This window comes from Methylosinus trichosporium OB3b (assembly GCF_002752655.1).
GTDB lineage: Bacteria > Pseudomonadota > Alphaproteobacteria > Rhizobiales > Beijerinckiaceae > Methylosinus > Methylosinus trichosporium.
In genome coordinates this window covers 3,536,593-3,548,142 of record NZ_CP023737.1, presented here as the reverse complement: position 1 = coordinate 3,548,142, position 11,550 = coordinate 3,536,593, and the positions used below count along the sequence as shown (strand labels likewise).

The following is an 11,550-nucleotide window of genomic DNA, read 5'->3' as shown; positions in this document are numbered from 1 at the left end:
GTCCTTCGCTTATTTGGCGTTCGGGTCGCGGGCTGCGAGCTCGGCCAAAAGGGTCAACATGCCGCGGGTGGCCACGCGATCGGTGGCCGCGAGCGGCGCCTGCACCGAGGCGAATTGCGGCGTCTCGGCGACCAGCTTGACCGAAACGGCGCGAAAGCCGTCATCCGCGCGCACGAAAATCCAATCGTGCTCGCGAAGATGGACGACGGCGTCGGCCGGCACGCGCCATTGCGTCCCGCCGGCGCCGCGCAGACGCAGAATGGCCTGCACCGCCTGTCCCGGCCGGACGGCGCTCTTGCCGGGGCTAAACTCGGCCACGGCGGTGACCGATTGCGTCGCCGGATCGACCGTGCGGCCGATGCGGATGAGCTTGCCCTCGACGCCGAGGCTCGGCATCACCACGCGATCCGCGCGGTCGAGCCCGACCGATCGGCCGATGGGGATCTGCAGATTGACCCAGATGGGATCGAGCCGCGCGATGGTGACGAGCGGCGACGAGGCCTGAATGCGGTCGCCGACTGTCGCATGGCGGGCGAGAATGACGCCCGCGACCGGCGCGCGCACGGTGAGCGCGGCGCCGAGCCTGCGCTCCTTGCGCAAGGTCTCGATCGCCTGCTCGCTCATGCCGTCGAGCGCGAGCTGTTGCGCGCGCGCGTCGAGCAGAGCGCGCGCCTGCGTCGCCTCGGCGCGCGTCACCAGCAGCCGCCGCTCGGCGATGATCCGCTCCTTGTAGAGCTGCTCGTCGCGCCGCAGCTTCTCGCCCGCCAGAGCGGCGTCGGCGGCGGCCTGGAGAAAAGCCCGCTGCGATTCGATGAGCTCGGAAGATTTCAGAGTGGCGATGGCGTCGCCCTCCTTCACCTCCTCGTCGGGCGAGACCAGCAGCGTCTCGACGAGGCCCGCCGCCGGCGCCGCGACCATATGCAGCTGCTGCGGCGGCACGGTCACGGTCCCGGGAACCACGAGCTCGTCGCTGCCGGAGGATTTCTCGATCGGCTTGGTCTCGATCCCCGCCGCCTCGATCGCCTGTTCGGTGAGCGGGATCGACACGTCCTCGGCGGCGAGAGCGACGCTCGCGCCCAAGGCCGCCCCGAGAACGGCGCAGCGCCGCGCTGCGCGCACAAGATTTTGAAAGATCGGTTTTTTCATGCTGAGCGGGGCGGAGCCTTTGCGTCACGGGCGAATTTGGCCTATCGAAGCTGACAGACGGCTGACGAACTCGAGCTCGACGCTTGATTTCTAAATTGTAACACTCTGGGCCGCCCATGCGAATTCTTCTGGTCGAGGACGACGAGCGCATCGCTGGCGACATCGCCCGCGCTCTCGTCGAGGCCGGCTATGTGGTCGAGACCATCGGCAATGGCGAGGAGGCCTGGTTCCTCGGCGACACCGAGGATTTCGCCGCCGTCCTGCTCGACCTCGGCCTTCCCGGGCTCGACGGCCTCACCGTGCTGGAGCGCTGGCGCGAGCAGGGACGCAACACGCCCGTGCTGGCTTTGAGCGCGCGCGGCTCCTGGAGCGAGCGCGTCCAGGGGATCGACGCCGGAGCCGATGATTATCTGCCCAAGCCCTTCCGCATGGAGGAGCTGATGGCGCGGCTGCGCTCGCTCATCCGCCGTTCGACCGGCCGCGCCTCCTCGGTGACGCGCAACGGGCGCGTGTCGCTCGACGAGCGCAGCATGCAGATCAAATTGGGCGACGCTCCGGTGGAGATGACCGCGATCGAATATCGCCTCATCGCCTATCTGATGCATCGGCGCGGCGAGGTGGTGGCGCAATCCGAGCTCGCCGAGCACATCTACGGCCACGATCAGCAGCAGTCCAACGCCATCGAGGTGCTGATCGGCCGGGTGCGCAAGAAGATCGGCGCCGGCTTCATCGAGACGCGGCGCGGCTTCGGCTATCTCGTCCCGGATCACGACGCGTGAGAACGCGCTCGCTGCGGCTGCGTCTGTTCCTCGCCGGCGCGGCGGCCGTGACGCTGGCGCTGACGCTCGCCGGCTTCGGACTCGTGCTGCTGTTCGAGCATCATCTCGAGCGCACCATGGACGACGACATCGAGACCTATGTCCGCAACCTCGTCTCGGAGCTGACGGTCGACGCCTCCAAGGGGCGGCTGCGCGTCATTCGCAGCGCGCCCGATCCGCGCTTCGAGCGGCTGCACTCGGGCTTCTATTGGCAGGTCGCGACCGATGACGAGGGCGAGATCGAGCGTTCGCCCTCGCTCGGCGACAGGAGCCTCGCATTTCCCGCCGGCTGCGAGCCCGACAACGAGATCCGCTATTACAGAATGATCGGCCCGCGAGGCAATCCGATGCGCGGCGGCCTCGCCTGCGTCTCGATCGGCGATGCGGAGGCGCCGCTGCGCGTGCGCGTGCTCGCCGCGCTCGGCCTCGTCGCCGTCGCCACGGCGCGCGACGCCTTCGCCACCGAGATGCTCGCGACTCTGCTGCTGCTCGCCCTCGGCTTCGGCTTCGCCATGTGGATGCAGGTCGGGCTCGGCCTCGCGCCGCTGGCGCGGCTCTGCGCCGAGGTCGGCGAGATCGCGCGCGGAACCCGGCGACGCCTCGACCAGGAAGGCCCGCGCGAGGTGCAGGCGCTCGTCGACGAGCTCAACGGCCTGCTCGACGAGCGCGAGAAGGAGATTGCGCGCGCGCGCAATCGCGCCGCCGATCTCGCGCATGGGCTCAAGACGCCGCTCACCGCGCTCGCCGCCGATGCGCGGCTCCTCCGCGCACGCGGAGCGATCGACATCGCGCAATCGCTGGACCGCATCGGCGACGCCATGCATCGCCATGTGGAGCGCGAGCTCGCGCGCGCCCGCATCCGCCATGCGCCGCGCAGCGAGCCGACGCCGGTCCCCGAGGTGGTCGACGCGCTGGCGCGCACGCTGGCGAGCGCCGGCGCCGAGGTCGTCTTCGATCTGCGCATCGCGCCGGGCGCGCGCGTCGCTGTCGAGCGCGTCGATCTCATGGAGATGCTCGGCAATCTGATGGAGAACGCCGCGCGCCATGCGACGAGCCGCGTGCGCGTGTCGGCGGCCGGCGGACGCTTCGTCGTCGAGGACGACGGCGCCGGCCTGCCGGCCGAGAGCGAGGCGCTGATCCGCGAGCGCGGCGGCAGGCTGGACGAGAGCGGCGGCGCCGGATTGGGCCTCGCCATCGTGCAGGACATGCTCGACGCCTATGGCGGCGCGCTGCGCTTCGCGCGCTCCGACCTCGGCGGATTGCGCGTCGAGGCGGATCTTTCGCGCGCCGATGTCGCCGCCACGGAAGCGAGATGAACGTGCTTCTCCTTCTACTGCGTCCCATGATGAACATTTATTCGAGACGACGCTTGGCTCCTCGCACGCGCGCCGATGCGCGACATCGTCGAGCAATTGCTCGACGATGTCGCGGATGCGCCGCGCGGCGACCGGCGAGCACAATGGCGACACCGTGACGACATGGCTCGTCGCGCTGCTGCCGATCACCGGCGTCGTCATCTATCTGAAGAAGCGCCGCGCGACGCGCCGCGTCACAGCGCGGGCGTCAGCCCCGCAGCCAGATTCTCGCGCGCCAGCTTGATCAATATGCGGCTCGACGCCTCGTCGGCGAGCCAGCCCTCCACGCGCGGATTGGCGAGCTCGGCGCGATCATGGCCGGCGAACGCTTCATAGCAGCGCGCGAGAAATTGCGGCAGCGTCAAGAAATCACCGACGCCCTGCGAAATATGATGGTTCTCGCATTTGAACAGATAGCTTCCCTGCACGCCGTAATGTTTCGCTATCGGCGGATAGACCGGAAAATATCGCTGCGCGCGAGCTCGTCGATGTCATAATAATGGCTGTTGATCGCGCGCGGCGAGAGGCCGGCGGATTCGAGCAGCTTTCTGGCGACGTCGCACATCACGAATCCCATCGGATGCACAGAGCTGTACATGAACACGCCGCGCCGCGACCAGCTCATCAGCTCGGCGGACAAATCGAGGCCGAACTTGTCGCGCGCCGTCTCGACGAGCTCGCGCGAGGCCTCGCCCCACATATCGAGATAGCCGACCGCCTCGAACACATTCTCATTGAACAGCGCATTGGCCATGTCGAGCGACAGACCCTTCAGATAGGCGAACAGACAGAGCGCCGACTGGTAGGGTCCGAGCGGGCCGGTGACATAGCCGTGCAGGCGCGTCGGATCGTGTATGAACACGAGATCGGGATGGAAGGCTGCGAAGCAGACGGGCCCGAACAATCTGGTCTTCGGCAGCAGGCCGACGAGATCCTGCGAGTCGCCGCCGTTGCGCAGATGGCCGGGGAGAAACTCGTGCACGAAGACATGATCATAGGTTGCAAGCGTCCGAGCCAGCGCGCGAAGGGTGACATACGAATGGCCGATCATCGTGAAGCGGTCGACGGTGGCCAAAGGCTCGAGCAGCTTCATGCCATAAGCGACGCCATAGCTCTGACAATTGCCGACGACCGCAATGCGCGGCCCATCGTCGCGGGCGCCCCGCCTGGTCCCTGGCCGGCCCATGACGCGCGCGAGCCGCGGCGCGACGGCGTGACGGCTCCAGGAGCGAAGGACTTCTTTATCGAGCGGTGAAAGCATTCGGGTCCATTCGGAGGATGACGCGGTCTCGCGCGACGCGCGGATGACAAGCTTGCGGGCTCCGCCTATGTTCAGGCGCGCGAGCGGCCGATTGCAGCACTCGCGGCCGAACACAATGGAGTCACGCGACGAACATGGCGGAAAACCCCTATAGCTACCTACCCGACCATCGCTTCTGGCGCAAGGCGGTCACATCCGTGCCCTCGTTCGCCATCGATCCGATGGTGCGCGAGCCGCCCTTCGTCCTCACGACCGAGGATAAGGTGGCGACAGCGGGCAGCTGCTTCGCGCAGGAGATCGCCCATGCGCTGCAAGAGAGCGGCTATCACTACTACCTCGCCGAGCAGCCGCCCGAAGGCCTGTCCGCGCAGGAGGCGCTGCGCCGCAATTATTCGATGTATTCGTGCCGCTATGGCAATATCTACACGACAGCGCAGCTGCGCCAGCTGATCGACCGCGCCTATGGCCGCTTCGTCCCCGAGCTCGACGTCTGGACTCGTCCCGAGGACGGCCGCTTCGTCGATCCGTTTCGGCCGCGCATCGAGCCCGATGCATTCGCGACGCCGGACGAGATGCGCGCAGACCGGGAGCGGCATCTCGCCGCAGTGCGGCGCATGCTGGAGACGATGGATGTGTTCGTCTTCACCTTCGGCCACACCGAGACCTGGCGTCACAAGCGCGACGGCGCGATCCTGCAGCTCGCTCCCGGCGTCGCAGGCGGCGAATGGGACCCGAATGTGTTCGAGTTCTACAATATGACGGTGAGCGAAGTCGTGCGTGATTTCCTCGCCGCGATCGACCGCATCCGCGAGGTCAACGCGCGCGTGCGCATCATTCTCAGCGTATCGCCCGTCGGCATCATCGCCACCTATGAGGATCGTCACGTCGTCGAATCCAACAGCGTGGTGAAATCCATTCTGCGCGCCGCCGCCGATGAGGTGGTGCGCGCGCGGCCGAACATCGCCTATTTTCCCTCCTTCGATCTCGCCACCATATCGGCGACGGTTCCCCTGTTCTATCGGGAGGACACGCGCCGCATCAACCCGTACGGAGTCGACCGCGCTATGCGTATGTTCTTCGATCATCTGACCGATCGCGCGCAGCGCAAAGCGAGCGAAGGAATCGTCAAGATCGACGTCGCCGCCGAGGCGGAGAGCAACTCCCGCATCGTCTGCGACGAAGAGGCGATCGACGCGGGCTGACGGTCTGCCTTGCGCGATTTGCCGATGCGCCCGAGGAGCGAGTCGCACGCGCTCTGGCGAGCGGCGCCGGTCATGCCCATATCTTTCTCGAGGCAAGGGGAGGATAATCATGGTCACGGGCTCACTCGCGCTCGCCGCCGCCGCGGCGTTCACCGGCGCGTCCCTCTATGTGAATTTCGTGGAGCAGCCGGCGCGCCTGCGGCTCGACGACAAGGCTCTGCTCGCGGAATGGGAGGACAGCGACCATCGCGGCTTCGTCATTCTCGCCGGATTGGCGCTCGTCTCCGCCGCGCTCGGCTTCGTCCATTACAAGAGCGAGGATGATTTTCGCTGGCTGGTCGGCGCCGCTACGATCATCGCCGCCTGGCCTTTCATGTTTTTCGCGATCGTGCCGCTCAACAATCGCATATTGGCGCTGATCGCCGCGGAGGCGGGACCGGAGGCGCGCAAGACCATCGAATTATGGGGACGGCTCGAGCTCGGCCTCACCGCGCTCGGCGCCGCGGCGACCAGCGTCTACGTATTCGCGACCGCTTGAGCCGCCGAATAGCCGAATATTCGACATGTTGTTCATCGACGCTTCGATCAGTGCAGTTCGAGGAGGAGCATCCCCATGCGACGATTTTTGCAACGCTCTTTCGGTGAGAATTTTTCGACACTCGCGACGACCGCCGCCGCCGCCCTGCTGCTCGCCGCCGAGCCGGCGGCGAGCGCTCCCGCCAATGATCCGCATGGCGTCTGGTTGCGGCCGGAAGGCGGCGTGCAGTTCAGCTTCTATGATTGCGACGGCCTGCTCTGCGCCAAGGTGCTGTCCGCGCAGAATGCGGAAGACCGCAGCGCCATCGGCGCCGTGATCCTGCGCGGCGCCAAGCAGACCGGACCGAACGAATGGACCGGCAAGCTGTTCAATGTCGACGACGGCAAGACCTATGACGGTCTCATCACCCTCGTCAGCGCGACGCAGCTGACGCTGAAGGGGTGCCTCTGGGGCGTGCTGTGCAGCGACGAGACCTGGACGCGCGTCTCCGGACCGCCGGCGCGCCATGCGATGGCCGACGCGCCGGGGCGATGAGCGGCGCGTCACGACTTTGGGTCGAGTGAATTCTCATCGATCGAACGAGTTCGTTCGATCGGAAAGCGCTCTCGCAAAAATACGGATCGATCTGATCTCCAAGCGCGCCGGAAGAGCATTCCGGTCGACGACGCCGCCCCATTCGCCGCCGAGCGCGAGATTGATGCGCAGATGCATCGGCTGGCGAAAGGCGGCGGCGCGCTCCGGATCGAGCGAGAGCACGGTTTCGCCGTCGATCGAGACGGCGACGCGCTGCGCCGTCCAGTCGAGCCGATAGAGGCGCCAGCGCGTCGCAAGATCGGCGAGCTTCGTCGTCGCCGACCAATTGGTCAGCTGCTGCAGCGACGGACCGGCGTGAGCGCTGGTGAAGACGAGGTCGGGCTGCTGGCCGACCTCCTCCATCATGTCGATCTCGGTGTAAGGACGGCCCTCCGCGCCGAGCATCCACAAGGCCGGCCAGGTCCCGGCGCCCGCTGGCAGGCGCGCGACGATCTCGACGACGCCATAGCGCATGGGAAGACGCGTGACGATGCTGCCCGATGTGAGCGCGGCCATGGGCGCGGCGCGCGTCCAATCCGTGGAGCCGGGCTCATAGGCGGCGTTGGCGACGTCTTCGCCGCGCGCTTCGAGAATGAGCGCGCCGCCGTCGACGAAGACATTGGACGCACGGTAATATTGCTGCTCGTGATTGCGGATGAAGCCGATCTCATAGGTCCAGAAGTCCTCGTCGAGCCGGCTGGCGCGGGAGAAATCCTCCTCATGGACGAGATGCGGCGCTCCTTCGCCGCCGCGCGACGGCGATCCCAGCGCGAGCAGCAGCGCGCCGGCGAGACCGAGCAGCGCCGCGGCGGAGACGCTGCGCATGGGCAGCGCGAATTTCGCGTCTCGGCCCGCGCCCGCAGCGCGGGACGTGAGCCGCGCCCGCAGCGCGGCCAGGATTGGCCGCTCGAGCCACAGATGGACGGCGACGCCGGACGCCACGGCGAGCGCGACGACCACACAAACCGCGATGATCCCGGGCGTCGCCGCTTCGACCGGAAGGTCGAGCTTCTTCGCGGCGAGGCGCGCGCAGGTGAGCACGAGCGGATGCGCGAGATAGATCGAATAGGAGGCGTCGCCGAGCAGAACGAGCAGCGGCCAGCTCGGGAGCGCGCCACGCTCCTCGATCGCCAGCAGCGCCAGCAAAAGCGCGGCGGCGCCGAGCCCGGCCGTGATCACGCGCAGGGAATCGTCCGAGTCGAACAGCAGCGTCATCGCGAGGACGCCGACGACGAGCAGCGCGGCGGCGGCGCGCCGGTCGACGCGGCGCAGACGTCCCTCGACATGGAGGCAGCCGATAAAGGCGCCGATCAGAAATTCGAGAATGACCGGATTGCAGTAGATGTGCAGGAACGGGTCGTCCGGCCGGACCGCGAGGTAGAAGGCGACCGCGGCGAGAAACGCCCCGGTGAGCGCGGCGAGGCGCCGCCGCAGCGACAGAGCGGGGAATCCGAGCAGAGCGGCGAACGCCAGATAGAAATAGACTTCGTAGTTCAACGTCCAGCCGAGCTTGAAGAAAGGCGTGTAATTGCCCTCGAGCGGGTTGAAATGGGGGATGAACAGCAGCGACAGCGTCACATGATCGAAGGTCACGAGATTATGCAGCATGGCGCCGGGAGCGATCAGCGCGACGGCGAGAATGGCGAGCGTGACCAGCCAATAGAGTGGAACCACGCGGATCGCGCGGCGCAGCAGAAACTGGCGCGGCGGCAGGGGACGGCGCGCGGTGATCGCCACCATGATGAAGCCGCTGATGACGAAGAAGAGATCGACGCCGGCCGCGCCGAACTCGCGCGGCAATGGCCAGGAAAACCGATCCGTATAGACCTTGGTGTGAAGATAGACGACGAGCAGCGCAGCGACGGCTCGCAAATATTGCACGGCCAGGATCTCGCCATCGGCGGCGGTCTTTGCTTTCGTCATGGGTTCCTTCCACTCGCGAGAGCGCTTTCCGATCGAATTGAAACGTTCGATCGATCAGAGTTCGCTCAAACGTAGAATGCTCGAGCCTCATCCGACCCAGCCGGATCGGATGAGGCTCGAATGCGTCGCGCCCCGGGACAAACGCCCAAGCTCGGCTGTGCAGAACGGGAACAGCCCAGCTCGCACTGCGCGGGAGGAAGGAGAAACCATGCCAGCAAAAAATTCGGGCGCGGCGCCGCCCGCCCCGTCAGCGCGTCGCGCGCGCGGCGATCTCGGCGGCGGCGCGCAGAGCCTCGGCGCTCACCGGGCCGAGCAGCACGAAGGCGCGGCCTCCGGCGCGCCATTCGATCGTCTCGAGTCCCGGCTCGAGCCGCGGCGGCGGCCCGACGAAGCGCTCGCCGGCCACGCGCTCGATATAGAGACCGACCAGCGCGCCCTCGGCGGCTCGATAGAACAGCAGGCCCGCCGGTCCCTGCGCGCCCGGCGTCAGCCGTCCGCCGCGCAGCTCGAGCCCGGCGGGGCTCAAATCCGGCAGCACGCCGAAGCCGACGCGCGCGGCGAGCCATCTCGACAGCTCGGCGGCCTGCTCGGCGCCGAGTTCCACCGGCCGCTCGTCCGATGCGAAAGTAAGATAGGCGATCTCGGCGCGCTCGACGAAAGCCGGCGCGCGCGCCGGCGCGGCCGGTGGCGTCGCCGGACTGGTGAGGGCGAGCAGAACCGCGCCGGCGGCGAGCGCGCCCGCCACCAGCGTCACCAGCGAGAGGGCGATCATCGGCCGGCGCTGGATCCTGCGGCTCGTGTCCGGCCGCCGCAGGGTGCGCAGCGACGACGCCTTGCTGGGGCTGAAGCGCGCCCAATTCACACTCGAGCCGAAGCCGGCGGCGAGGCCGCTCTTGCTCACGCTGCGCAGCGCGGGCGGCAGCGGCTCCTTGACCGTCTGCGCGAAGGCCGAGCGCAACGCCGCATTCTGGCGCCGCCAGCCCTCGACCAGCGCGGCGTCCTCCTGATGCTTGTGGAGATGGTCCTCGATGCGGCGGCGCTCCTCCGCCTCGAGCTCGCCGTCGACATAGGCATGCAGCTCGGACTCGTCCACAGGATCGGCGCGCATGGTTATTTCACGAGGCGAAGATGTGGTCCGGGACGCCGGCCGGCGTCGGGCGTCGGCCTCCGGTCGAGGGCGGTGAGCGCCGAACGGGCGCGCATCAGCCGCATCATCACCACGGGCCGATCGGTACGGGTGATCCGCGCCACCTCGTCGTAAGTAAAGCCTTCGAGCGCGACGAGCAGCAGCGTCTCGCGCTCCTCCAAGGCGAGATCGGCGAGGCGATGCATGATGGCCGGTTGGCGCAGCGAGGGACGATGCGCGGGCGCCGCGCGCAGCAGCCGCTGCGCGGCGTTGGTCAGAGCGATATAGAGATCGACCCGCGGATCCAGCGCAGAAGTCTCGCCATGCGCCTCGTCGGCCGTGGTCTGCAGCGCGGTCTGAGCCAGCTCGTCGGCGCGCTCATTGTCGGCGCCGGCGAGCAGCGCGCGCGCGTAGCGCCGCAGCCCGGGCGTCAGCCTTTCCAACGTCTCGGCGAAATCGTCCGGCTTGCCCATCGGTCGGCCCATTGCGCGCGGTGTCTCGGCGACTTTTTCTCGCTCGGCTCTGGTTCGCTTCCGGCGCCGATATTATGCCACTCCGGCGCGATTGACTATCTCCGCGCCCTACGATTTATGTCTTTTTGTCCGCGCGGACGGCGGTCTGGAGCGCTTTCCGAACGAACGGATTCGCTCGAACGTAACACTGCCTCTCAACGGCGCGCTCGACGATCGGCGGCGAGTCGGCCGGTCGAGCGGCTCATCAGGACACATTCTATATGTCGCAGCCAGAACCGACGTCGAACGGCAGTCTCAAAAACGGCGTTCTCGCCGGCAAGCGCGGCCTCGTCCTCGGCGTCGCCAATAATCGCTCGATCGCCTGGGGCATCGCCAAGGCGGCGCGCGAGGCGGGAGCCGAGCTCGCGCTCACCTATCAGGTGGAGGCGCTGGAGAAGCGCGTGCGTCCGCTCGCCGAGGAGCTCGGCGCCGTGGTCGCCGGACGCTGCGACGTGAGCGAGCCCGAGACCATCGACGCGGTCTTCGCCGAGGTCGAGCGGCTGTGGGGCAAGCTCGACTTCGTGGTCCATTGTCTCGCTTTTTCGGACAAGGACCAGCTCGACGGCCGCTATGTCGACACGACGGCGGAGAATTTCACGCAGTCGCTGGCGATCTCCTGCTACTCCTTCACCGCCATCGCCCAGCGCGCCGAGAGACTGATGCCGGAGGGCGGCTCGCTGCTCACCCTCACTTATTACGGCGCCGAGAAATGGATGCCGCATTATAATGTGATGGGCGTCGCCAAGGCCGCGCTCGAGGCGTCAGTGCGCTATCTCGCCGCCGATCTCGGGGTGAAGAACATTCGCGTCAACGCCATCTCGGCCGGGCCGATCAAGACGCTCGCAGCCTCCGGCATCGGCGATTTCCGCTATATTCTGAGGTGGAACGAATATAACGCGCCGCTGCGCCGCGTCGTCACCATCGAGGAGGTCGGCGAGACCGCGGTCTATCTGCTTTCGCCCTGGGCGCGCGGCGTCACCGGCGAGGTGCTGCATGTCGACGCCGGCTATCATGTCGTCGGCATGATGAATCCGAGCGCGGCGCCCAAGATGGCGCAGCTGCTGGCGCTGCTGCCGCAGGAGAAGTGAGGGGCCGC

At 67.3% G+C, this 11,550-nt stretch carries 12 protein-coding genes; 6 read left to right on the top strand and 6 right to left on the bottom strand.

Annotation, left to right across the window (positions count from 1 at the left end):
• Positions 1-9: 9 nt before the first annotated feature.
• Positions 10-1,146 (bottom strand): efflux RND transporter periplasmic adaptor subunit, encoded by a 1,137-nt coding sequence (locus CQW49_RS16930; protein WP_003608571.1) that lies wholly within the window; start codon positions 1,144-1,146, stop codon positions 10-12.
• Between the two features lie 116 nt (positions 1,147-1,262).
• Between CQW49_RS16930 and CQW49_RS16925 the strand changes: the two genes are divergently transcribed.
• The gene (locus tag CQW49_RS16925; protein ID WP_003608573.1) at positions 1,263-1,925 is read left to right on the top strand and encodes a response regulator transcription factor; all 663 of its coding nucleotides are present in this window, start codon (positions 1,263-1,265) and stop codon (positions 1,923-1,925) included.
• Positions 1,922-3,280, top strand: coding sequence for an ATP-binding protein (locus CQW49_RS16920; protein ID WP_003608575.1), 1,359 nt, complete (start codon positions 1,922-1,924; stop codon positions 3,278-3,280). The genes CQW49_RS16925 and CQW49_RS16920 overlap by 4 nt, the downstream gene beginning before the upstream one ends.
• 233 nt (positions 3,281-3,513) lie before the next feature.
• On the opposite strand, the gene CQW49_RS25685 is transcribed toward CQW49_RS16920, so the two are convergent.
• Both CQW49_RS25685 and CQW49_RS16915 read right to left on the bottom strand, forming a co-directional pair.
• On the bottom strand, positions 3,514-3,747 hold the full coding sequence (locus tag CQW49_RS25685) for a hypothetical protein (RefSeq protein WP_244593390.1): 234 nt from the start codon (positions 3,745-3,747) through the stop codon (positions 3,514-3,516).
• Between the two features lie 14 nt (positions 3,748-3,761).
• Positions 3,762-4,580 (bottom strand): WcbI family polysaccharide biosynthesis putative acetyltransferase, encoded by an 819-nt coding sequence (locus tag CQW49_RS16915; RefSeq protein ID WP_244593389.1) that lies wholly within the window; start codon positions 4,578-4,580, stop codon positions 3,762-3,764.
• A gap of 134 nt (positions 4,581-4,714) precedes the next feature.
• On the opposite strand from CQW49_RS16915, the gene CQW49_RS16910 reads away from it, so the two are divergent.
• The 3 genes from CQW49_RS16910 (at position 4,715) to CQW49_RS16900 (ending at position 6,854) form a co-directional block, all read left to right on the top strand.
• Complete coding sequence (locus CQW49_RS16910) at positions 4,715-5,782, top strand: GSCFA domain-containing protein (RefSeq protein WP_003608579.1); 1,068 nt, start codon at positions 4,715-4,717, stop codon at positions 5,780-5,782.
• A 109-nt stretch (positions 5,783-5,891) separates the two neighbouring features.
• Positions 5,892-6,320: an anthrone oxygenase family protein gene (locus CQW49_RS16905; protein ID WP_003608581.1), complete on the top strand. Its 429-nt coding sequence runs from the start codon at positions 5,892-5,894 to the stop codon at positions 6,318-6,320.
• A gap of 75 nt (positions 6,321-6,395) precedes the next feature.
• Positions 6,396-6,854, top strand: a complete 459-nt coding sequence (locus CQW49_RS16900; RefSeq protein WP_003608583.1) for a DUF2147 domain-containing protein — start codon at positions 6,396-6,398, stop codon at positions 6,852-6,854.
• 33 nt (positions 6,855-6,887) lie between these two features.
• On the opposite strand, the gene CQW49_RS16895 is transcribed toward CQW49_RS16900, so the two are convergent.
• The 3 genes from CQW49_RS16895 to CQW49_RS16885 all read right to left on the bottom strand — a co-directional run bounded on the left by CQW49_RS16895 (position 6,888) and on the right by CQW49_RS16885 (position 10,427).
• Entirely contained in the window at positions 6,888-8,816 is a 1,929-nt protein-coding gene (locus CQW49_RS16895) for an acyltransferase family protein (protein ID WP_003608585.1), read from the bottom strand.
• A 247-nt stretch (positions 8,817-9,063) separates the two neighbouring features.
• The gene (locus CQW49_RS16890; protein ID WP_003608586.1) at positions 9,064-9,924 is read right to left on the bottom strand and encodes an anti-sigma factor family protein; all 861 of its coding nucleotides are present in this window, start codon (positions 9,922-9,924) and stop codon (positions 9,064-9,066) included.
• 2 nt (positions 9,925-9,926) lie between these two features.
• Positions 9,927-10,427, bottom strand: a complete 501-nt coding sequence (locus CQW49_RS16885; protein ID WP_003608588.1) for a sigma factor-like helix-turn-helix DNA-binding protein — start codon at positions 10,425-10,427, stop codon at positions 9,927-9,929.
• Positions 10,428-10,675: 248 nt separating this feature from the next.
• On the opposite strand from CQW49_RS16885, the gene fabI reads away from it, so the two are divergent.
• Complete coding sequence (fabI, locus tag CQW49_RS16880; protein ID WP_003608591.1) at positions 10,676-11,542, top strand: enoyl-ACP reductase FabI; 867 nt, start codon at positions 10,676-10,678, stop codon at positions 11,540-11,542.
• Positions 11,543-11,550: the final 8 nt, after the last annotated feature.